We start from the raw sequence: 20,405 nt of genomic DNA on the forward strand, positions 1-20,405 counted from the left end.
GCCCGCTCGGGCGACGGAACCGCTGGTCAGCGACCGGCGCGGCGGGACCGTGCGCGGAGCACGAGCATCTCGACGAGGCAGACGATCGCCGCGAGCGGCACACCCACGAAGAGGGCGGCGTCCAGCGCGAGGGTCACGGCGCCGGCGAGACCGCCGAGCTGCAGGAACGGGGAGACGATCAGGGCGACCAGCACGGGCACGAGGAACGCGATCACGATCCAGAAGCCGAGCGTGGGCCTGCGGCCCGTGCGCTTGTAGAGCGTGGTGGCGCCCGCGAGCTCGGACTCCGTCGGGACGCGCGCGGCGGCGGGGGCCTCCGGGGCGGCCTCGGGGGTGGACGGGCTGGCGGGGTAGGACGTGTCGTTCACAGTGCTCCTGCGGCGTCGACCGCGGCGGCGACGATCGCCGGGTCGGTGGGGGTGTCGGGGGCGTCCGCCTCGACGGCGGAGCCGGGGCGGCGGCGGGCGGAGAGATGGACGTCGGCGACGCCCGTGGTGCGCACGAGCTCGGCGATGTCCGCCGGGCGGATGCCGGCTCCGGCGCAGATGTCGATGAGCTCCTCGCCCGCACGGACCATGGCGGCGAGGTCGCCGGCGCCGTCGAGGGCCCGCGCGGCGCCGCCGGAGCTCAGCACCCGGTGGAATCCGAGGCCGAGCAGCGTGCGCACGGCCTCCTCGCGGGCGGCCCGCTCGGGCAGGGCGTCCACCGCCCGGTGCGCGGTGAGGGTGAGCCCGCGCATCGCGGACTGCGCGGCGCCCAGGGCCGCGTCGCGGATCGTGGTGAGCGCGGGGACGTCGAGCTCGCCGTCGGGGGTGAGCCCGCCGAGCACCACGCCCGCGGCACCCGCCTCGACGACCTCGGCGGCCTGCACGGCGAGCAGGGCGATCTCCTCGGCGTCGTGCACGAACTCCGCGGGCCGGCCGAGGAAGTCGCCCGTGCTCGCGCGGGTGCGCAGGAGCACGTGGACGTCGAACTGCGGCCGGGCGTCGCGCACGGAGACCAGCGCCGCGGCGCGCTCCGCGGCCTCGGCGACCAGCTCGGCGGGCGGGGTGATGCCGCCGCGCTCGAGGTCCACGCAAAGCTCGACCCGGTCGGCGCCCGCGAGGGCGGCGATCTCGAGCCCCGCGAGGTCCTGGACGGCGATCTCGACGGCGACGCTCATGAGGGGTCCTCCGCGGCGCCCGCGGCCAGCGCCGTGCGGACGGTGCGACGGGGTCCGGGCAGCGGCAGCAGCTCGGAGAGGTCGCTGCGCTCCCCCGAGGCCGTCAGGCGGCCGGTGTCGCGGGCCTCGGCCCAGGTGAGGCCGCCGGTCACGAGGGCGAGCCAGGTCGCGGCGTCGGTCTCGACGACGGCCGGCGGGGTGCCGCGCGTGTGCCGGGTCCCGGGGACCGCCTGGACCGCGGCGTAGGGCGGGACCCGCAGCTCGACGGCGCCGCCGGGGAACTCCTCGGCGAACAGCTCGAGGGTGTGCCGCACGGCCGGGGCGAGCACGGGCCGCCGGGCGCCCTCGGGGTCGAGGGCCCAGGCGGCGAGCGCGTCCCGTCCCTCCTGCGGATCGGTGCGGCGGGTCACCACGTCAGCGGGTCGCCGCCGGGAGCAGCTCGTGCACGACGATCGTGTCCTCGCGGTCCGGGCCCACGCCGATCGCGCTGATCCGGCAGCCGGCGAGCTCCTCGAGGCGGCGCACGTAGTTCTGCGCGTTCTCGGGCAGCTCCTCGAAGCTGCGGGCGAGCGAGAGGTCCTCGGTCCAGCCGGGGAGGGTCTCGAACACCGGCTTCGCGTGGTGGAAGTCCGTCTGCGTCATCGGCATGTCGTGGTGGAGCACGCCGTCCACGTCGTAGGCGGTGCAGATCGGCACCTCCTCGATGCCGGTGAGGACGTCGAGCTTCGTGAGCACGATGTCGGTGAAGCCGTTGATGCGCACCGCGTGGCGGATCATGAGCGCGTCGTACCAGCCGCAGCGCCGGGGACGACCGGTGTTCACGCCGACCTCGTGGCCCACGCGCTGGAGGTACTCGCCCCACTTGTCCTCGAGCTCGGTCGGGAACGGGCCGGCGCCCACGCGCGTCGTGTACGCCTTGACGATGCCGATCACGCGGTCGATCCGGGTGGGGCCGATGCCCGTGCCGGTGCACGCGCCGCCCGCGGTGGGGTTCGAGCTCGTGACGAACGGGTAGGTGCCGTGGTCCACGTCGAGGTAGGTCGCCTGGCCGCCCTCCATGAGGACGACCTCGTCGCGGTCCAGCGCCGAGTTCAGCAGCTCGGTGGTGTCCACGATCATCGGGCGCAGCCGGTCGGCGTAGGCGAGCAGGCCGTCGGTGATCTCGTCGACGTCGACGGAGCGGCGGTTGTAGAGCTTGACCAGCAGCTCGTTCTTCTGGCGCAGAGCGCCCTCGACCTTCTGGCGCAGGATCGACGCGTCCAGCAGGTCCTGGACGCGGATGCCGAGGCGACCGATCTTGTCCATGTAGGCGGGGCCGATGCCGCGGCCGGTGGTGCCGATCGCGCGCTTGCCGAGGAAGCGCTCGGTGACCTTGTCGAGGGTCTGGTGGTACGGGGCGACGACGTGCGCGTTCGCGCTGATCCGCAGGCGGCTGGTGTCCACGCCGCGGGACTCGAGCGTCGCGATCTCCTCGAAGAGCGCCTCGAGGTTCACGACCACGCCGTTGCCGATGACCGGGGTCACCCGCGGGGAGAGGATGCCGGCGGGGAGGAGCTTGAGCTCGAACTTCTCGCCGTGGACGACGACCGTGTGCCCGGCGTTGTTGCCGCCGTTGGGCTTGACGACGAAGTCGACGCGCTCACCGAGGAGGTCGGTGGCCTTTCCCTTGCCCTCGTCGCCCCACTGGGCTCCGACGATCACGACGGCGGGCATGGCGACTCCTCGGAGGACGGTGGAAGGACGCGAGGATCGTACCAAGCGCCACCCGTGACCGGGCCGGGAGCCGCCGCCGCGGCGACAGGGGTCTCAGAGTCCCCGAGGGGATCCCGGGGCTCAGGGCAGGAGTGTGGGATCCGCCTCGCGCAGGAAGTCCTGCACGCGCTCGTGCTCGGCCTCGTCGCCCAGCCGACGGGAGGTCTCCCCCAGCATGACCAGCGCGCGCAGGAAGCCGCGGTTGGGGGCGTGCGAGGCGGGCACCGGGCCCTGGCCGCGCCAGCCGTTGCGTCGCAATGCGTCCAGACCGCGGTGGTATCCGGTGCGGGCATAGGCGTAAGCGGCGACCTCGTCACCGTCCTCGAGGGCGTCCTGCGCGAGGATCGCCCAGGCCAGGGGCGAATCCAGGTGGGTGCTCGCGATCTCCCGGGGGTCCCCGTCGACGAGCAGCTCGGCCACCTCGACGTCGACGAAGTCGTCGGGGAGGAGGGTCTCCGGGATCCCCAGGAGGTTCGCGGAGCGCGGGGTATCGGTACGATCAGCCATGCACGCATCGTAGGCGAGCCCGCCTCACGATCCCCCGACGCTTGGTAGAAACGATCCATGGCACGCACGCAGGACGGCTCGGAGCTGCTCACCGGCACGGGCGCCGGAGGCCTCCTCCGCTCCGCCGTCGGCAACTCCGGTGGGGTGCTGCACAGCTGGCAGCTCGACCACGTCGACCACCGTCCCGGCCGGAGCACCAAGGCCCTGTACCGCACGATGGTCTCCTGGCCGGAGCTCGACGGGCCGGACGCCCCCGCCCGCGAGGAGCTGTTCGGGGCGAGCGCCCACATCGGCGAGCGGGAGAAGGACCTCTACGTCGCCGAGCAGACCCTCGTCATGACCGACGGCGACATCAACGTGCGCGTGTGGCGCTACCCGCACGACCCGTGGCTGCCGATGCTCCCCCAGGTCTGCTACCCGGACGTCGTCGGCCGCACCCTCCGCGACCTGGGCGTCGCGCTCGGGCCGGACCCGCAGGCGCCGATCGCGATCGACGTCGTCTCCTACCGTCCCGGCCGGCGCGCGGTGCTCCGCGCGAGCCAGGACGGCGTCGCCGTCTTCCTCAAGGTCATGCAGCCCCACCGCAGCGGCGAGATCGTGGACCGCCACCAGCGGCTGCTCGGCGCCGGCGTGCCCGTCCCGGAGGTCCTCGCCCATCACGACGGCCTCGTCGTGCTCCGCGAGCTGCCGGGCCGCCCGCTCTCCCGAGCAGTCGTGGACGAGGGGGTGCAGGCCTGCTCCGCGGACGACCTGGTCGCCCTGCTGGACCGTCTCCCCGCCTCGCTGTACCCGCTGCCGCTGCGCCCGCCGTGGACGGACTCCGTCGAGTTCTACGCCGGCATCGTCGCCTCCTCCGTCCCCGCCCTCGGGCCGCGCCTGGACGGGCTCGTGCGCGCGATCCGCGAGGGCCTCGCGGCGCTCGAGCGGCGGATGGACGTGCGCCCGCACGACGTCGTCCACGGCGACTTCTACGAGGCGCAGGTGTTCGTGCAGGACGGCCGCGTGGTGGGCCTGCTGGACATCGACACCGTGGGTCCGGGCCGCCGCTCCGACGACCTCGCGTGCCTGCTCGCGCACCTGAGCGTGCTCGCGGACTACGGCAACGCCGGCCGGATCGACCGGGCGATGCAGCAGCGAGTCGAGGAGGCGATCACGACCTGGCAGGTCACCTTCGCCCAACGGGTGGACCCCACCGAGCTCGCGCTGCGCTCCGCGGGCGTGGTGCTCTCCCTCGCGACCGGCCCGCACCGCCAGCAGGAGGCGTCCTGGGAGGCGGCGACGGAGGCCATCGTGCGGGTCGCCGAGCGCTGGGTCGAGCGGGCGCGGGCGGCGGAGTCGCAGCGCCTGCCCGTCGTGCCCACGCCGTCGGCCCCGGGTCCCGTCCCTGCGGCGGCCCCGGCACCGCACCCCGTTCCCCCCGCGGGCGCCCCGATGACGTCCCCGCCACGCTCGGTCCCCTCGGCGCCCGGCGTCGCGACCGCGCCGCAGGCTCCCCTCGACGCGGCCGCCGCGGCGGAGGACGACGCCCCCACGCAGGAGCGCCGCCTGCCCACGAACCTCCCGGGCTGAGGCGACGGTGCGAGCGGTGCTGCAGCGCGTGGACGGCGCGAGCGTGGAGGTCGACGGCGAGGTCGTCGGCGCGATCGCGGGCGAGGGTCTGCTCGCCCTCGTCGGCGTCACCCACGAGGACGGCCCCGAGCAGGCGGCGACGATCGCGCGCAAGATCGCGGAGCTGCGGATCCTCGACGGCGAGCGCTCCGTGGCCGACGCCGGGGCGGAGGTCCTCGTGGTCTCCCAGTTCACGCTCTACGGCGAGACGCGCAAGGGCCGCCGGCCCTCGTGGAGCGCCGCCGCCCCGGGACCGGTCGCGGAGCCGCTCGTCGACGCCGTCGTCACGGACCTGCGCGGCCGCGGGATCACCGTCGCGACCGGCGTGTTCGGCGCGCAGATGCGCGTGGGCCTCCTGAACGACGGCCCCTTCACGGTGCTCGTCGAGGCCTGAGATGAGAGGCCCGGCGGCTGCCCGGGCGCGCCCAGTACGCTGAGGGCATGACCTACACACTCGTGCTGCTCCGCCACGGCGAGAGCGAATGGAACGCGAAGAACCTGTTCACCGGCTGGGTCGACGTGGCCCTCACCGAGAAGGGCCGTGAGGAGGCCGCCGGCGGCGGCGTGCTCCTCAAGGAGGCCGGCATCCTCCCGGACGTCGTGCACACCTCCCTGCAGCGCCGCGCGATCATGACCGCGAACCTCGCGCTCGACGCCGCGGACCGCCACTGGATCCCCGTGCGCCGCGACTGGCGCCTGAACGAGCGCCACTACGGCGCCCTGCAGGGCCTGGACAAGACCGAGATCCGGGAGAAGTACGGCGAGGAGCAGTTCATGGCCTGGCGCCGCTCCTACGACACCCCGCCGCCGCCAATCGAGTTCGGCTCCGAGTTCTCGCAGGACCAGGACCCGCAGTACGCGGACCTCGGCGACCAGCTCCCGAAGTCCGAGTGCCTCAAGGACGTCGTCGAGCGCTTCCTCCCCTACTGGGAGGAGGGCATCAAGCCCGACCTCGTCTCCGGCAAGGTCGTGCTGATCGCGGCACACGGCAACTCGCTGCGCGCGCTCGTGAAGTACCTCGACGGCATCTCCGACGACGAGATCTCCGGCCTGAACATCCCGACCGGTCAGCCGCTGGTCTACGAGCTCGACGAGTCCTTCTCCCCCGTGGAGAAGGGCGGCCGCTACCTCGACCCGGTCGCCGCGAAGGCCGCCGCCGAGGCCGTCGCCAACCAGGGCAAGAAGTGAGCTGAGCGCTCCGCGCCCACGGCGCCCCCATCCTGCTGCAGGGTGGGGGCGCCGTGCTGTCCATGGGGACTTCTCCCCCTTCCCCGGGTCACCGGGGGCGTGCCAGCGTCGAACCGTGCCGGGTCCCCGGCGCACCACGGACGACGCGGTGGCATCTCGTCCGAGGACCGACAGCGCATCATTGGGGCATCAGACGCCTGCAGGAGGATGCCCATGTTCTACCCCGATGTCCCTGAGGGCTTCAGCCCACCGATGCGCCACATGGACCGTTTCACCGGGCTGTGGGACCCCGCGACCTACGCGGGCGAGTCGTGGGTCGCCGTCCAGGCGACACAGCTCGACGACGAGCAGGCGAGGACGACGACCCAGAAACGGCGCATACTCGACGGGTGGATTGAGCTGCTCTCCGCGGGGGATGCGCCGATCACCCACCTCTTCCTCGCATCCCGCGTCCCCCAGCGGTTGTTGGATGCCGTCTCGGGATTGCCGAACCTGCGGTTCCTGGACGTCAAGTGGGGCCCTTACGAGGACTTGAGCCCGATCAGCGGACTGCACGGACTCGAGGCGATCCACCTCGGACCTCGCGGGGGTGACGATCGACAGCAAAGACGTCTCCCCCGCCGCTGATCTCCCCGAGCTGGCTCACTTCGGAGCCCCGTTCCGCCGTGCATGGAGGGACCAGGTCATGGCCCTTGCCGCGCACAACCTCGCGTTCAGAGACATGGCAGATGGTTACGTAGCCCTCGACGAGGGCGACTGACGGTTCCGGAGTGTAGAGGGCCCCGGGGACCGTGTCCCCGGGGCCCTGGCGTGCGCGGCGCCCGGCGCCTCAGCGCCGCTTGCGGGTGCCGAACAGGGAGCGGCTGATCTCGCGGCCGAGGACGGTTCCCGCCGAGCGGAGGAAGGACTTCACGGCGGGGTTGTCGAGCATCCCCTCCTCCTTCTTCTTCGCCTTCGCGGCCGGCTCGGCGTCGGGCTCCGCCGCCCGGCCCTGTTGAGCGGGTGCGCCGTCGGCCGCACCGGCCTCCGGGGCGCCGGCCGCGCGCTTCTGCAGGATCTCGTAGGCGGACTCGCGGTCCACCGGGGTGCCGTACTCGGCCTGCAGCGGGGAGGCCGCGACGATCCCGCTGATGACCTCCGCACCCGCGGGCTCCATCGAGGACTCCGGCGCGCGCACCGCGGTGATCGCGACGGGCGTGGGGGCGCCGTCCTCGCTCATGACGGTGACGATCGCGGCGCCCGTGCCGAGCGCCGGGATGACCTCCTCGAGATCGTGGCTCGAGGTGGGGAAGGTCTTAGCGGTCGCCTTGAGGGCCTTCGCGTCGTCCGGGGTGAAGGCGCGCAGGGCGTGCTGGACGCGGTTGCCGAGCTGGGCGAGGACCTCGGAGGGGATGTCCTTGGGGGTCTGGGTGATGAAGAAGATCCCCACGCCCTTCGAGCGGATCAGCCGGACCGTCTGCACGACCTGGTCCAGGAACGCCTTGGAGGCGTCCTTGAACAGCAGGTGCGCCTCGTCGAAGAAGAACACGAGCTTGGGGACGGGCTGGTCGCCCACCTCGGGCAGCTCCTGGTAGAGCTCCGCGAGCATCCACATCATGAAGGTCGAGAAGAGCGCGGGCCGGGTCGCGACGCCGGGCAGCTCGAGGCAGGAGATGATCCCGGCGCCGTCCTTCGTGCGCAGCAGCTGCTGGGTGTCGAAGGCCGGCTCGCCGAAGAAGACGTCGGCCCCGGAGGCCTCGAAGGCGGTGAGGCTGCGCAGGATGACGCCCGCGGTCGCCGAGGAGATCCCGCCGATGCCCTGGAGCTCGCCCTTGCCCTCCTTCGAGGTGAGGAACTGGATGAGCGCGCGCAGGTCCTTGAGGTCCAGCAGGGCCAGGCCCTGGGAGTCCGCGTAGTGGAAGATCAGACCCAGCGAGGACTCCTGGGTCTCGTTGAGCTCGAGCACCTTCGCCATGAGCACGGGGCCGAAGTCGCTCACCGTGGTGCGGATCGGCACGCCCTCGCCCTCGCCGCCGAGGGTGTAGAACTCCGTGGGCGCGGCGCGGGAGACCCACTCCTGGCCGCGGGCGGCGGCGCGCGCGGTGAGCTTCTCCGAGGCGGTGCCGGGGACGGCGATGCCGGAGAGGTCGCCCTTCATGTCTGCGACGAAGACGGCGGCGCCCGCGTGCGCGGCCTGCTCCGCGATGATCTGCAGGGTGCGGGTCTTGCCGGTGCCGGTGGCGCCCGCGATGAGGCCGTGGCGGTTGAGCATGGCGAGGGAGAGGTTCACGGGGACGGAGGGGTCGGGCTCCTCGCCGTCGAGCATCGCGCCGAGGTGGATGCGGCCGCCCTCGAAGGCGTACGCGTCGCGGACCTTCTGCGCCTCCTCGGAGCCGGCGGCGGGCGGGGTGGCAGGGGCGGAGGGATCCTGCGGCGTGGCGGTCATCGAGGGCTCCTTGGTCGCCGGGGGACGGCGCTGGTGGACGGGACCCCGTGATCGTAACCACCGTGGCGCCCGTCACCCACTAGCGTGTCCCCATGACGTCGCCCGCGCCCACCGCCCTGCACGCCGAGGACGAGCTCGAGGCCGCCGCCGTGCGCGTCATGCTCACCGCCCCCTCGCGCTCCGCCCTCCTCGACCAGCTCGGGATCACGGGTGAGGACGCCGCGGAGCTCCCCGCGCTGCTCGATGCCGCCGCGGCCGACGAGGAGATCCTCGCCGAGGTCACCGCCCTCGCGAACCGTCTGCGCGCCGGCGCGGGCCTCGAGGTGCCCGCCGTGGACCTCGAGACGGAGAAGCCCCGCCACGACGCGCTCCAGCAGCGCCTCGCCCCCGGTGAGGGCCTCGTGCCGATCCTCGCCCTGCTGGTCTCGACCTCGACCGTGCGGGCCTGGCACGCCGCCCGCGGACTGAGCCCCGAGCAGTCTTGGCACGTGCTCGCGGACCTCGGCCAGCAGATGCGGGTGCACCGCGAAGGCACCGGCCGCCTGGGCCTGCACCAGCTGAACTGGGTGAGCGGGAACTGGGCGGGGCGCCTCGTGCACCTGGGCCGGCTCCAGTTCGACCTCTCGCAACGGCGGGTCGCGCGGCTCGCGACCGGCGCCGAGCGGATCTCACCGGACGAGCCCTCCCGCTGGATGGTCGGCACGCACATCCCCGCGACCGGGCCGCTGGACCCCGCTGAGGTCGAGGCCTCCTTCGCGGCGGCCACCGCCTACTTCTCGGAGCACTATGCCGATCTCGGCGCCGGTCGCGCCGAGGACGAGCCTGCCTTCGGCCACGAGTTCACGTGCGACTCCTGGCTGCTGAGCGAGGAGCTCGCCGAGGTCACCGGACCCACCTCGAACCTCGCGCGCTTCGCCGCGCTCTGGCAGATGCTCGAGCACACCCGCATGGACGACGCGGCACTGTTCTTCGTGTTCGGGCAGCGCCCGCCCGTGGACCCGGCCTCGCTCCCCCGCCGCACCCGCCTCGAGCAGGGCGTCGCGGAGCGGCTGGCCGACGGCCGCGGCTGGACGGGCGGCACGGGGCGCCTGATGCGCTGAGGCCGCTGCGGTCAGAGGTCGATGTCGTCCCGGAGATAGACGGCGACGACCTGGTCGAAGGCGCGCACGGGGTCGATGCCGCGGCGCATGGCGATCGAGAAGGCGCTGCGCGTGAGCGCGAAGCCCACCTGCACCATGATCTCGGCGTGGTCGCGCGCGTGCTCGCCGTCGAGGGACTCGGTGAGCACATCGACGAGCTCCGCCTGCATCGCCTGCAGGTTCCCCGTCGACATGCTCTGCAGGCTCGGCTCCTTGGCCATGACCCTCTTCTTGAGGTCGCGTAGCTCGGGGTCGACGGGCACGTTCGCGATGCCGTCCCGCATGACCGCGTGCAGCGCCTGCCGGACGGTCATCACCACGAGCTTCTCGCGCAGCGACGCGACGGCGCGGGGCCCCTCGTCCCCGACGACCCCGAGGATGGCGGACTCCTTGGTGGACCAGTGGTTGAAGAAGGTCCGGGTCGAGACGCCGGCGCGCTGGGCGATCATCTGCGCGGTGACCGCGGAGAGCCCGTGCTCGGCGACGAGCTCGAGGGCGGCGCGGTGCATGGCCAGGCGGGTCTGGCGCTTCTTCTGCTCGCGCAGCCCGAGCTCCTCGCAGGCGGGGGCGGCCGTGGAGGTGTCGGTCGGGGTGCGGGTGTCGGTCACGGGGTCCATCGTAGGTCCGCCATCTCACAAAAACTGCACTCAGTGCAATAGTGCAGTGAATGCAACAGTTGGCTAGCATGTTCCGGTCGGGCCCGAGGGCGTGCTGCGACCGCCGGGCGCGTCCGCGCGCGCCCTCACCATCCGTCCACCGTCCATCACTCCGAGGTATCCGTGAGCACATCCACCCCCCAGGCGCCGGGCTCCGGCGCCGAACCCCAGACCGCCTTCACCGGCCTCGACCGGCAGGGCAAGCTCGTCTTCGTCGGCCTCATGCTCGGCATGTTCGTGGCCTCCCTCTCCCAGACCATCGTCGGCCCCGCGATGCCGCGCATCGTCGCCGAGCTCGGCGGCGTCGAGCACTACAGCTGGATCGCGACCGCCGCGATGCTGGTCTCCGCCGTGGCCGTCCCGATCGTCGGCAAGCTGTCCGACCTCTACGGTCGCCGCTGGTTCTACCTCGGCGGCCTCGCCGTGTTCATGATCGGCTCGATCCTCGCCGGCCTCTCCCAGGGCTTCTGGTTCCTGGTCTTCGCCCGCGCGGTCCAGGGCCTGGGCATGGGCACCCTGATGCCGCTGTCCCAGACGATCATCGGCGATATCATCCCGCCCCGCCAGCGCGGCAAGTACCAGGGCATCATGGGCGCCGTCTTCGGCGTGACCTCCGTGGTCGGCCCGCTCATCGGCGGCACGATCACGGACAACTTCGGCTGGCGCTGGCTGTTCTACCTGACCCTGCCGCTCGGCGTGGTCGCCTTCGGCTTCATCCTGCGCTTCCTGCACCTGCCGGTCTCCGGCCAGCACGGCAAGGTCGACTTCCCCGGCATCCTCACCCTCACCCCGGGCCTGGTCATCGCGCTGCTCGCGACGACCTGGGGCGGCAACACCTACGACTGGGGCTCCGCGACGATCATCGGCATGTACGCCGTGGCCGCGCTGTTCCTCGCCGCCTTCGTGATCATCGAGACCCGCGTGGCAGAGCCGCTGCTGCCCATGCACCTGCTGGGCCGCCCGATCGTGGCGCTCTCCGTCGGCGCGTCCTTCGCGATCGCCGTCGCCATGTTCGGTGCGATCATCTACATCCCGGTCTACGCGCAGGGCGTCATGGGCGTCTCCGCCACGAACTCCGGGGCGATCCTCATCCCGCTCTCCGTCGCCATGATCGTCACCTCGATCGTGGTGGGCCTGCTCATCACCCGCACCGGCCGCTACAAGCCCTTCCTGATCCTCGGCGGACTCGTGCTCGTGGGCGGCTACCTGCTGCTGGCGAACCTGCAGTACGGCGACTCGCAGTGGCACCTGACCCTCGCGATGATCGTGATCGGCCTGGGGCTCGGCCTGTGCATGCAGGTGTACACGCTGGTCGTGCAGAACGCCGTCGCGCAGCGCGAGCTGGGCATCGCGACCGCCGCGATCCAGTTCTTCCGCAACATCGGCTCGACCATCGGCACCGCGGTGCTGGGCACCGTGATGACCGCGCAGATGGCCACCGCCATCCCCGAGCAGCTCGCGAAGCTCCCCGCCGAGCAGATGGCGGCCCTGCAGCAGCAGGGCGGGCTGGACGCCTCCCAGCTCGAGGCCGCGGTGCTGGACCCGTCGGCCCTCGCGAAGCTCCCCGCGTTCCTCGTGGACCCGATCCGCACCGGCATGGGCGAGGCCATGCACGACGTGTTCCTCACCGCCCTGCCCTTCGTGATCGCCGCGCTGCTGCTCTCGCTGTTCATCAAGCAGATGCCGCTGCGCGACACGCTCCACGAGCAGGACTCGACGGAGACCGCCGAGGAGACGCACGAGTTCCGCGACACCACGACCGGCGCCCTCGCGGCGATCGGCGCGAGCGGCTCGGTCACCACGACCGGTGAGATCCGCGTGGTCGACACGGAGGAGCGGCACTCGCACCGGGCGGACGGACCCGCCGAGCGCTGACCCCGGGCGCGGACGGCACCTCGGCGTCCGCCCCGCTCCCCCACGGCCCCCTGCCCTCGCGGCAGGGGGCCGTGGTCGTCCCGGGGCGCCTCCGAGGCACGGCCGTGCCACCATGGGCGGATGCTCCTGCGCGACCACTTCCCGCCCGACCTGCCCGCGGGGTTCACCTCGCGCCTTCCCGTCGAGGCGGACGTGGGACCGCTCGACGCCCTGGTCACCGCGGACCAGCGCACCCACACCCCCGACGCCGAGGTCACCGCCGACTCGCTGCGCTCGCGGCTCGTGGGGCTGCGCTCCTTCTCCCGCCGGCAGGTCGTCGTCGTGCCCGACGGAGCGGGCGACACGGCGGAGCCGGTGGGCTGGATCGCCCTGGCCGACCGCGCGAGCGGCCGCACCGACCTGCAGTGGGCGCTCGCCCGCGACCTGCCCCGCCGGGCGGAGCTCGCCGCGGCCCTGCTCGCCTGGGCCCGCGAGGTGGGCGGCTCCTTCGCCCGCCACCGCGGGGTCGAGGCCACCTGGCTGGACGCCTCCGTCACCGAGACGGACACGGACCGCTCGGCGCTGCTGGCCGCCTCCGGCTTCACGCACGTGCGCACCTGGCTGCACATGCGCCGCCCCGTCGACCCCACCGACGCGACCGACCTGCCCGCCCCTCGCGAGGGGACACGGGTGCGGCGCGTGCACCGACACCCCTCGGGCCTGCCCGTCGCCCAGGACGTCACCACCGTGCACCGCATGCTCGAGGAGTCCTTCGCGGACCACTGGGGGTCCTACAGGGAGTCCTTCGCCGAGTTCGTGCAGCGCCTGGTCGAGGACCCCCGCGAGGCGGACTGGGACCACTGGTGGATCGCCGAGGTCGAAAGGGAGGGCCGATGGCTGCCCGCCGGCGGTCTCGTCGCCGCCCGCCAGGAGCCCCGCGGCGACCTCGGCGAGGGCACCTATCTCGAGTACCTCGGGGTGCACCGCAGCGCCCGCGGCCGGGGCGTGGCCAAGGCGCTGCTGCACGCCGCCTTCCGCGACGCCGCCGAGCGCGGCCGCGCCCGTCTCGAGCTCGAGGTCGACGCGGACTCCCCCACCGGGGCGAACGGCCTCTACGAGGCGATGGGCTTCCGGGCCTTCGAGCGCACGCAGACCTGGCACGCGCGGGCCGCGTCCCACCCCTCCCGGCTGCTCGAGCCGCCGGAGGGCTGAGCGCGGCTCAGACGGCCAGCGCGCCGTCCTCCACGACCGCCCGGCCCCGGTCGCGGTGCTCCGCGAACTGCGCGAGCAGCTCCTCCCGCCGCGCCGCGGGCAGACGGCCGAGCGCGGAGCCGTGCGCCACGTCCCGCCGCCCCGTGAGCCCGCTGTGACGCGTGCGGTCCTTGATCATCGCGTCGTCGAAAGAGCAGAGCTGAGCTCACCGCCGGCATGCAGCTGGAGGTCGATCCCGCATCCGTGGCGCTGCGCGATCGCGAACAGGTCGCCGAACTGCGCGACCGGGTCGCGGTCGACGAGGCGCCCGAATGCAAAGAGGTCCGATTTCGTTCCGGATTGCCGGCGGATCTGGAACGGAATCGGACCATTGCGGGGGGGCGGGCGCGTCAGGGACGCGCCGTCACTCCCACTCGATGGTGCCCGGGGGCTTCGAGGTGATGTCGAGGGTGACGCGGTTGATCTCGCTGACCTCGTTCGTGATCCGCGTGGAGATGCGGGAGAGCACCTCGAAGGGGACCTTCGCCCAGTCCGCGGTCATCGCGTCGTCGCTCGTGACGGGGCGCAGCACGACGGGGTGGCCGTAGGTGCGACCGTCGCCCTGGACGCCGACGGAGCGGACGTCGGCGAGGAGCACGACGGGGCACTGCCAGATGTCGCGGTCCAGGCCGGCGGCGGTGAGCTCGGCGCGGGCGATCGCGTCGGCCTTGCGCAGCACGTCCAGGCGCTCCTTGGTGACCTCGCCGATGATCCGGATGCCGAGGCCCGGGCCCGGGAAGGGCTGGCGCCAGACGATCTCGTCCGGCAGGCCCAGCTCGGAGCCGACGGCGCGGACCTCGTCCTTGAACAGGGCGCGCAGCGGCTCGACGAGCTCGAAGGAGAGATCCTCGGGCAGGCCGCCCACGTTGTGGTGGCTCTTGATGTTCGCCGCGCCCTCGCCGCCGCCGGACTCGACGACGTCGGGGTAGAGCGTGCCCTGCACGAGGAAGGTCTTCGCCTCGGCGTGGTCGCCCTGGATGACGCCCTGCTCGCGGAGGATCTCCGCCTGGGCGCCCTCGAAGGAGCGGATGAACTCGCGGCCGATGATCTTGCGCTTCTCCTCGGGGTCGGTGACCCCGGCGAGCGCGCTGAGGAACTGCTCCTCGGCGTCGACCATGACGAGCCGGGCGCCGCCGGTGGACTCGCCGAAGGCCTTCTCGATCTGCGCGGACTCGTCCTGGCGCATGAGCCCGTGGTCCACGTACACGCAGGTGAGACGGTCACCGATCGCGCGCTGCACGAGCGCGGCGGCGACCGCGGAGTCCACGCCGCCGGAGAGGCCGCAGATCGCGGTGCCCTCGCCCACCTGGGCGCGGATCCGCTCGACCTGCTCCTCGATGACGTTGCCGGTGGTCCAGGTGGGCTCGATGCCCGCGCCACGGTGCAGGAAGTTCTCGAGCACCTCCTGGCCGCGGTCGCTGTGGCCCACCTCGGGGTGCCACTGCACGCCGTAGAGGTGCTTCTCGGGATGCTCGAAGGCGGCGACCGGGGAGCCCTGCGAGCGGGCGACCACGCGGAAGCCCGCCGGGGCCTCGGTCACGGAGTCGCCGTGGCTCATCCACACGTTCTGCTCGAGGTCCTGATCCCGCAGCAGCTCGGAGCCGCCGTCGAGGGCCTCGAGGCGCGTGGCGCCGTACTCGCGCACCCCCGTCGGCGCGACGGTCCCGTCGAGGGCCGCGGCCATCGACTGGAAGCCGTAGCAGAGGCCGAGCACGGGGATCCCCGCCTCGAGCAGCGCCGGGTCCAGGCGCGGCGCACCCTCGGCGTACACGGAGGAGGGGCCGCCGGAGAGGATGATCGCGCGCGGCTGCTTCGCGAGCACGTCCTGCACACCCATGGTGTGGGGGACGACCTCGGAGTAGACGCGCGCCTCACGCACGCGGCGTGCGATGAGCTGGGCGTACTGGGCGCCGAAGTCGACGACGAGGACGGGGCGCTGGTCGGTGTCGGTCACCCGGCAGAGTCTACGGGCCGCGGCACCCCGGGCGCGCCCGCGTCCCGTGGGGTGCTCGTCTCAACGAGCGGTGCTCGTCTCACCGAGCGCGGGAGTTCAGCGCTCGCCGTCCTGCAGGGTGGGCCGACGGGCGAGCTCCCGCTCGACCGACTCGTGGGTCCAGCGCTCGCCGAAGAAGGACAGCACCGGCACGACGCCGAAGAGCATGAGCAGGAGCATGCGCGGCAGCGCCCACCGCATCTTCAGCCACAGGTCGAAGCCGAGGATCACGTAGACCATGTAGATGAGGCCGTGGATCGGGGACCACACCGAGGAGACCTGCTCCCAGGTGTGGGAGGTCCCCCCGTAGACGAGGTAGCGCATGATCATGATCGCGCAGAGCACGAGCAGGGCGCAGCCCTCGACGATCGAGGCGACCCGGAAGCGGGCGAAGGAGGTGCGCACCTGCACCTCATCGAGCGGGCGGGGTGCCGGCATCGGCGTCCTCCTGGGGATGGGCGGCGCCCGGGGCGCCGGCGGGGGTCGGGGCGTCCGCGCCGGGGGCGGGACGCGGGGTCTCCTCGCCGAGGGCGGCGCGCAGGGCCTCCCGCTGCGCCTCCTGCTCGTCGAGGTGGTGGGTGCGCACGGTGCGCCACCACAGGTACAGGAAGAAGACGCCGAAGACGATCCACTGGGCCGCGTAGCCGATGTTCTGCCAGTCCAGGCCGCGGGAGAAGGCGGACTCGGCCTCCGGCATCGGCTGCAGGCCCTCCGCGGCGGAGGTCTGCGCGACGTAGCCCGCGTACATGGGGCTCCCCCACTCGTTCACGAGCAGCGGGGTGGAGATCTCCGAGGCGATGCCGTCCTCGACGCCGTCGGTCGCGGCCTCGCTCGCCTCGAGCCGGCCGGTCGCGGTCACCTCGCCGCTCGGCGGGTCGGGGGCGAGGGCCGGGTCGAGCTCGCCGTCGGCCCCGGTGACGTCCTCCGCCGCGACCCAGCCGCGGGCGACGGGCAGCAGCACCTCGGAGCCGTCGGCGAGGGTCAGGTGGAGGGCCGTGACGACGATCGCGGCGTCCGTCCCGTCGATGTGCCGCCCGCCCACGAGGATCTGCTGGGAGGCGTCGTAGGTGCCGGTCGCGGTGACGATGCCGCCGGAGTCGTCGTTCGTGACGACCCCGCCGATCTCGAGCACGTCGCGCACGTCGCCGAGCTCCGCCGGGGCGGAGGTGCGCTCGGTGATCGCCCGGTGCGCACGGTCCCACTGCCAGCCCGCGAGCATGCCGCACACGACGGTCGCCGCCACCATGAGGGCGAGCATCCCGAGGGAGCGGGGGCGCAGGGCGGCACGGAGCATGCCTTCATCGTAGGAGCCCCGGCTGGACGCGGCCGGGACGAGGTGGCCCTCCTCACCGCCGTCGGCCCCGTGCACCTCCCGCGGGCGTCCGGACAGGACCTCGGGCCTCCCCACCGCGCCGTCCCCGCCGTAGGGTGAGCGCGTGTCCCAGAGCGTGTACGTCGCCAGCCCCGAGGGGATGACCGGGAAGTCCATCGTGGCCTTCGGTCTCCTCGAAGCCCTCGCCTCCCGCTCCGAGCGGGTGGGCGTCTTCCGCCCCGTGGTGAAGTCCGCGGGCGCACCGGACTACGCCGTCAGCCTGCTGACCGCGCATCCCGCCGTGGACCAGCCCTACGAGGAGGCGGTCGGCGTCGACTACGAGCAGGTGCTCGCGGACCCGGACGCCGCGCAGGAGGAGATCCTGCGCCGCCACCGCGAGCTCTCCGCGAAGTACTCGCTGCTCGTGGTGCTCGGCTCCGACTACGACGACCTCGCGAACCCCACCGAGCTCGCCTTCAACGCGGAGGTCGCCGCGAACCTCGGCGCCCCGGTGATCCTCGTGCTCTCCGGCATGGACCGCAGCCCGGACCAGGTGGGCGCGCTCGCCGCGGTCGCGCAGGGCGAGTTCGCGGGCCACCACGCGACCCCCATCGCCGTGGTCGTCAACCGCGCGGACCCGGCGAGCCTGGACGCGGTGCGCGAGGCGGTGAGCGCCCGTGTGCCGGGCCTGCTGGTCTCCGCGATCCCCGAGAACCCCGTGATCCTCGCGCCCACCGTGCAGCAGGTGAAGGACGCCGTCTCCGGCACCCTCCTGCAGGGCAGCCCCGAGTGGCTGGGCCGCGTCTCCACCGGCACCGTGGTCGCCGCGATGAGCCTGCCCAACGTGCTCGAGCGGCTCACCGAGAACTGCACCGTCGTCGCCCCCGGCGACCGCTACGACCTGCTGCCCGGGCTGATCCTCGCGCAGCACTCGGGCACCTTCCCTGCGCTCTCCTCGATCGTGCTGACCGGCGGCTACGACATCCCGCCCGCGGTGCACCGGCTCATCGAGGGCGTGCAGCAGGACCTCCCGATCATCGCCACGGACCTCTCGACCTTCGACACCGCCGTGAAGGTCGCCGGGACCCGCGGCCGGCTGAGCGGCGACAGCCCGCAGAAGCTCGACGCGGCCCGCCGCGCCGTCGCCGAGCACCTCCCCGCCTCCGCCGTGCTCTCCGCTCTCGAGGTCACGCGCAGCGAGGTCGTCACCCCGATGATGTTCGAGTTCGAGCTGCTCGCCCGCGCCCGCGGCGAGAAGAAGACGATCGTGCTGCCCGAGGGCGACGAGCCGCGCATCCTCGCCGCCGCCGAGTCGATCCTCGCGCGCGGCGTCGCACGGATCGTGCTGCTCGGCGAGGAGACCGCGATCCGGGCGAGGGCGGCGCAGCTGGGCCACGACATCTCCGAGGCCCGGATCGTCTCCCCGCAGGACCCGGAGCTCGTGGAGTCCTTCGCCGCCGAGTACGCGCGGCTGCGCGCGAAGAAGGGCGTGACCCTCGAGCAGGCCCGCGAGAAGGTCCAGGACGTCTCCTACTTCGGCACGATGATGGTGCAGACGGGCCAGGCGGACGGCATGGTCTCCGGCGCCGTCCACTCCACCGCCCACACCATCAGGCCGAGCTTCGAGATCATCCGGACGAAGCCCGGCGCGAAGATCGTCTCCTCCGTGTTCCTCATGGCGCTGCAGGACCGGGTGCTCGTCTACGGCGACTGCGCCGTGAACCCGGATCCGACGGCGGAGCAGCTCGCGGACATCGCCCTGCAGTCCGCGGAGACCGCACGCCGCTTCGGCGTGGAGCCCCGGGTCGCGATGCTCTCCTACTCGACCGGCACCTCCGGCAGCGGGGCCGACGTCGACAAGGTGCGCGAGGCGACCGCCCTGGTGCGCGAGCTCGCCCCCGATCTCGACGTCGAGGGGCCCATCCAGTACGACGCCGCGGTGGACGCCTCCGTGGCGCGCACGAAGCTCCCGGACTCGGCGGTCGCCGGCCGCGCGACCGTGTTCGTCTTCCCGGACCTCAACACCGGCAACAACACGTACAAGGCCGTGCAGCGCTCCGCCGGGGCGATCGCGATCGGGCCGGTGCTGCAGGGCCTGAACAAGCCCGTCAACGACCTCTCCCGCGGCGCGCTCGTCGACGACATCATCAACACCGTGGTGATCACGGCGATCCAGGCGCAGGCCGCCGAGGAGAGCCCCGCCCCGGCCGCGTCCCCGAAGGAGACCGCATGACCTCCCCCGCCCCTCGCTCCGACGCCGCCGGCCGCCTCCCCGGGGTGCCGGACGCCGCGACCGTGCTCGTGCTGAACTCGGGCTCCTCCTCCTTGAAGTTCCAGCTCCTGGATCCCGTCGCCGAGGTCGTCCACGCCTCCGGCATCGTCGAGCGGATCGGCCAGGACCGCGGCCAAGCGCATCTCGAGGCCGGCGACCTCCGCCAGCCGTACGCGGGCGAGGTCCCCGACCACAAGGTCGCCATGGAGGTCGTCACCGGGCTGTTCGAGGACGCCGGCATGAGCCTGCAGGAGGCGAACGTCGTCGCCGTGGGGCACCGTGTGGTCCAGGGCGGAGCCCGCTTCACGAGCCCGCAGCTCGTGGACTCCTGGGTGCGGGACCAGATCGCGGATCTCGGCGCGCTCGCGCCGCTGCACAACCCCGCCGCGGTCCAGGGCATCGACGCGGCCCGTCGGCTCTTCCCCGACATCCCCCACGTGGCCGTCTTCGACACCGCGTTCTTCACGGCCCTGCCGGAGGAGGCCCGCACCTACGCCCTGAACGCGCAGGTCGCCTCCGAGTACCGGATCCGCCGCTACGGCGCGCACGGGACGAGCCACCGCTACGTCTCCGAGCAGGTCTCCGCACTGCTCGCCTCCGAGGGGACGGACGTCTCCGATCTGCGCCAGATCGTCCTGCACCTGGGCAACGGGGCCTCCGCCTCCGCTGTGCGCGGTGACGCGCCACTGGACACCTCCATGGGCCTGACCCCGCTCGAGGGCCTCGTCATGGGCACCCGCACCGGCGACATCGACGCCTCGGTGTACGCCCACCTGTCCCGCAGCGCGGGCATGAGCATCGACGAGATCGACACGCTCCTGAACAAGTCCTCGGGCATGCAGGGCCTGTGCGGGATGAACGACTTCCGCGACATCACCGCCGCGATCCGCGCCGGGGACGAGCGGGCGGAGCTCGCGATGCGGGTCTACGTGCACCGGCTGCGCAAGTACGTGGGCTCCTACGCCTTCACCCTGGGCGGTCTGGACACGATCGCCTTCACCGCCGGCATCGGGGAGAACGTGCCGGAGGTGCGCGAGCGCACCCTCGAGGGCCTCGAGGCCTTCGGCATCGTGCTGGACCCCGAGGCGAACGCGCGGCGCGAGAAGGGCGTGCGCACCATCTCCGCCCCGGACTCCGCCGTACGGGTGCTCGTCGTGCCGACGGACGAGGAGCTCGCGATCGCGCAGCAGTCCCTCGAGGTGGCGCGCTCCGCCCGCTGACACGGCACGGGCGGGCCCCCCGTCCATAAGGAGGTCGGCCCCGACCTGCGGCTCCTCTAGGCTGGG

The 20,405-nt window shown here is 73.0% G+C and carries 20 protein-coding genes; 9 read left to right on the forward strand and 11 right to left on the reverse strand.

Going from position 1 to position 20,405, the window contains the following annotated elements:
* Positions 1-26: 26 nt before the first annotated feature.
* The 5 genes from C1N80_RS14415 to C1N80_RS14435 all read right to left on the reverse strand — a co-directional run bounded on the left by C1N80_RS14415 (position 27) and on the right by C1N80_RS14435 (position 3,421).
* Positions 27-368: a hypothetical protein gene (locus C1N80_RS14415; RefSeq protein ID WP_137771413.1), complete on the reverse strand. Its 342-nt coding sequence runs from the start codon at positions 366-368 to the stop codon at positions 27-29.
* Positions 365-1,162 (reverse strand): copper homeostasis protein CutC, encoded by a 798-nt coding sequence (locus tag C1N80_RS14420; protein ID WP_137771414.1) that lies wholly within the window; start codon positions 1,160-1,162, stop codon positions 365-367. Before C1N80_RS14420 ends, C1N80_RS14415 begins: the two co-directional genes overlap by 4 nt.
* Positions 1,159-1,575, reverse strand: coding sequence for a sterol carrier family protein (locus C1N80_RS14425; RefSeq protein WP_137771415.1), 417 nt, complete (start codon positions 1,573-1,575; stop codon positions 1,159-1,161). The genes C1N80_RS14420 and C1N80_RS14425 overlap by 4 nt, the downstream gene beginning before the upstream one ends.
* Position 1,576: 1 nt before the next feature.
* A complete protein-coding gene (locus C1N80_RS14430) occupies positions 1,577-2,875 on the reverse strand; it encodes an adenylosuccinate synthase (protein WP_137771416.1) in 1,299 nt (432 codons plus the stop codon).
* 120 nt (positions 2,876-2,995) lie between these two features.
* Entirely contained in the window at positions 2,996-3,421 is a 426-nt protein-coding gene (locus C1N80_RS14435) for a DUF3151 domain-containing protein (RefSeq protein WP_137771417.1), read from the reverse strand.
* A 57-nt stretch (positions 3,422-3,478) separates the two neighbouring features.
* Between C1N80_RS14435 and C1N80_RS14440 the strand changes: the two genes are divergently transcribed.
* The 4 genes from C1N80_RS14440 to C1N80_RS14455 all read left to right on the forward strand — a co-directional run bounded on the left by C1N80_RS14440 (position 3,479) and on the right by C1N80_RS14455 (position 6,844).
* Positions 3,479-4,990: a phosphotransferase gene (locus tag C1N80_RS14440; protein ID WP_137771418.1), complete on the forward strand. Its 1,512-nt coding sequence runs from the start codon at positions 3,479-3,481 to the stop codon at positions 4,988-4,990.
* Between the two features lie 7 nt (positions 4,991-4,997).
* Positions 4,998-5,423, forward strand: coding sequence for a D-aminoacyl-tRNA deacylase (gene dtd, locus C1N80_RS14445; protein ID WP_137771419.1), 426 nt, complete (start codon positions 4,998-5,000; stop codon positions 5,421-5,423).
* Between the two features lie 47 nt (positions 5,424-5,470).
* On the forward strand, positions 5,471-6,217 hold the full coding sequence (locus C1N80_RS14450; protein WP_137771420.1) for a phosphoglyceromutase: 747 nt from the start codon (positions 5,471-5,473) through the stop codon (positions 6,215-6,217).
* 213 nt (positions 6,218-6,430) lie between these two features.
* Positions 6,431-6,844, forward strand: a complete 414-nt coding sequence (locus tag C1N80_RS14455; protein ID WP_137771421.1) for a hypothetical protein — start codon at positions 6,431-6,433, stop codon at positions 6,842-6,844.
* 202 nt (positions 6,845-7,046) lie between these two features.
* On the opposite strand, the gene C1N80_RS14460 is transcribed toward C1N80_RS14455, so the two are convergent.
* On the reverse strand, positions 7,047-8,642 hold the full coding sequence (locus C1N80_RS14460; protein WP_137771422.1) for a helicase HerA-like domain-containing protein: 1,596 nt from the start codon (positions 8,640-8,642) through the stop codon (positions 7,047-7,049).
* 92 nt (positions 8,643-8,734) lie between these two features.
* On the opposite strand from C1N80_RS14460, the gene C1N80_RS14465 reads away from it, so the two are divergent.
* On the forward strand, positions 8,735-9,742 hold the full coding sequence (locus C1N80_RS14465) for an acyltransferase domain-containing protein (RefSeq protein WP_137771423.1): 1,008 nt from the start codon (positions 8,735-8,737) through the stop codon (positions 9,740-9,742).
* Between the two features lie 11 nt (positions 9,743-9,753).
* Here C1N80_RS14465 and C1N80_RS14470 read toward each other — a convergent pair whose 3' ends face one another.
* Entirely contained in the window at positions 9,754-10,389 is a 636-nt protein-coding gene (locus tag C1N80_RS14470; RefSeq protein WP_240811150.1) for a TetR/AcrR family transcriptional regulator, read from the reverse strand.
* Positions 10,390-10,560: 171 nt separating this feature from the next.
* Here C1N80_RS14470 and C1N80_RS14475 point away from each other — a divergent pair, with 171 nt between their 5' ends.
* Both C1N80_RS14475 and C1N80_RS14480 read left to right on the forward strand, forming a co-directional pair.
* Positions 10,561-12,312: an MDR family MFS transporter gene (locus C1N80_RS14475; RefSeq protein WP_240811151.1), complete on the forward strand. Its 1,752-nt coding sequence runs from the start codon at positions 10,561-10,563 to the stop codon at positions 12,310-12,312.
* A 120-nt stretch (positions 12,313-12,432) separates the two neighbouring features.
* Positions 12,433-13,503, forward strand: coding sequence for a GNAT family N-acetyltransferase (locus C1N80_RS14480; RefSeq protein WP_137771425.1), 1,071 nt, complete (start codon positions 12,433-12,435; stop codon positions 13,501-13,503).
* A 7-nt stretch (positions 13,504-13,510) separates the two neighbouring features.
* Here the strand turns inward: C1N80_RS14480 and C1N80_RS15590 are convergent, their stop codons facing one another.
* The 4 genes from C1N80_RS15590 to C1N80_RS14495 all read right to left on the reverse strand — a co-directional run bounded on the left by C1N80_RS15590 (position 13,511) and on the right by C1N80_RS14495 (position 16,829).
* The gene (locus C1N80_RS15590; protein ID WP_168198122.1) at positions 13,511-13,681 is read right to left on the reverse strand and encodes a hypothetical protein; all 171 of its coding nucleotides are present in this window, start codon (positions 13,679-13,681) and stop codon (positions 13,511-13,513) included.
* Between the two features lie 225 nt (positions 13,682-13,906).
* Positions 13,907-15,496, reverse strand: a complete 1,590-nt coding sequence (gene guaA, locus C1N80_RS14485) for a glutamine-hydrolyzing GMP synthase (protein WP_137771426.1) — start codon at positions 15,494-15,496, stop codon at positions 13,907-13,909.
* A gap of 96 nt (positions 15,497-15,592) precedes the next feature.
* Positions 15,593-15,973 (reverse strand): DUF3817 domain-containing protein, encoded by a 381-nt coding sequence (locus C1N80_RS14490; protein WP_103385005.1) that lies wholly within the window; start codon positions 15,971-15,973, stop codon positions 15,593-15,595.
* Complete coding sequence (locus tag C1N80_RS14495; RefSeq protein WP_137771427.1) at positions 15,948-16,829, reverse strand: SURF1 family protein; 882 nt, start codon at positions 16,827-16,829, stop codon at positions 15,948-15,950. Before C1N80_RS14495 ends, C1N80_RS14490 begins: the two co-directional genes overlap by 26 nt.
* Positions 16,830-16,971: 142 nt before the next feature.
* Between C1N80_RS14495 and pta the strand changes: the two genes are divergently transcribed.
* Both pta and C1N80_RS14505 read left to right on the forward strand, forming a co-directional pair.
* Positions 16,972-19,080 (forward strand): phosphate acetyltransferase, encoded by a 2,109-nt coding sequence (gene pta / locus C1N80_RS14500; RefSeq protein WP_205750649.1) that lies wholly within the window; start codon positions 16,972-16,974, stop codon positions 19,078-19,080.
* Positions 19,077-20,339: an acetate kinase gene (locus C1N80_RS14505; RefSeq protein ID WP_137771428.1), complete on the forward strand. Its 1,263-nt coding sequence runs from the start codon at positions 19,077-19,079 to the stop codon at positions 20,337-20,339. Before pta ends, C1N80_RS14505 begins: the two co-directional genes overlap by 4 nt.
* The last annotated feature ends 66 nt before the right edge of the window (positions 20,340-20,405 follow it).

Origin of the sequence: Brachybacterium sp. SGAir0954 (assembly GCF_005490785.1) — a bacterium.
GTDB classification, from domain to species: Bacteria; Actinomycetota; Actinomycetes; order Actinomycetales; family Dermabacteraceae; genus Brachybacterium; species Brachybacterium rhamnosum.

Excerpts from the sequence above, each read along its gene's own strand:
- C1N80_RS14420 (WP_137771414.1), bottom strand. The coding sequence starts at position 1,162 with ATGAGCGTCGCCGTCGAGATCGCCGTCCAGGACCTCGCGGGGCTCGAG.
- C1N80_RS14430 (WP_137771416.1), bottom strand. The coding sequence starts at position 2,875 with ATGCCCGCCGTCGTGATCGTCGGAGCCCAGTGGGGCGACGAGGGCAAG.
- C1N80_RS14435 (WP_137771417.1), bottom strand. The coding sequence starts at position 3,421 with ATGGCTGATCGTACCGATACCCCGCGCTCCGCGAACCTCCTGGGGATC.
- C1N80_RS14440 (WP_137771418.1), top strand. The coding sequence starts at position 3,479 with ATGGCACGCACGCAGGACGGCTCGGAGCTGCTCACCGGCACGGGCGCC.
- C1N80_RS14450 (WP_137771420.1), top strand. The coding sequence starts at position 5,471 with ATGACCTACACACTCGTGCTGCTCCGCCACGGCGAGAGCGAATGGAAC.
- C1N80_RS14455 (WP_137771421.1), top strand. The coding sequence starts at position 6,431 with ATGTTCTACCCCGATGTCCCTGAGGGCTTCAGCCCACCGATGCGCCAC.
- C1N80_RS14460 (WP_137771422.1), bottom strand. The coding sequence starts at position 8,642 with ATGACCGCCACGCCGCAGGATCCCTCCGCCCCTGCCACCCCGCCCGCC.
- C1N80_RS14465 (WP_137771423.1), top strand. The coding sequence starts at position 8,735 with ATGACGTCGCCCGCGCCCACCGCCCTGCACGCCGAGGACGAGCTCGAG.
- C1N80_RS14480 (WP_137771425.1), top strand. The coding sequence starts at position 12,433 with ATGCTCCTGCGCGACCACTTCCCGCCCGACCTGCCCGCGGGGTTCACC.
- C1N80_RS15590 (WP_168198122.1), bottom strand. The coding sequence starts at position 13,681 with ATGATCAAGGACCGCACGCGTCACAGCGGGCTCACGGGGCGGCGGGAC.
- C1N80_RS14490 (WP_103385005.1), bottom strand. The coding sequence starts at position 15,973 with ATGCCGGCACCCCGCCCGCTCGATGAGGTGCAGGTGCGCACCTCCTTC.
- C1N80_RS14495 (WP_137771427.1), bottom strand. The coding sequence starts at position 16,829 with ATGCTCCGTGCCGCCCTGCGCCCCCGCTCCCTCGGGATGCTCGCCCTC.
- C1N80_RS14505 (WP_137771428.1), top strand. The coding sequence starts at position 19,077 with ATGACCTCCCCCGCCCCTCGCTCCGACGCCGCCGGCCGCCTCCCCGGG.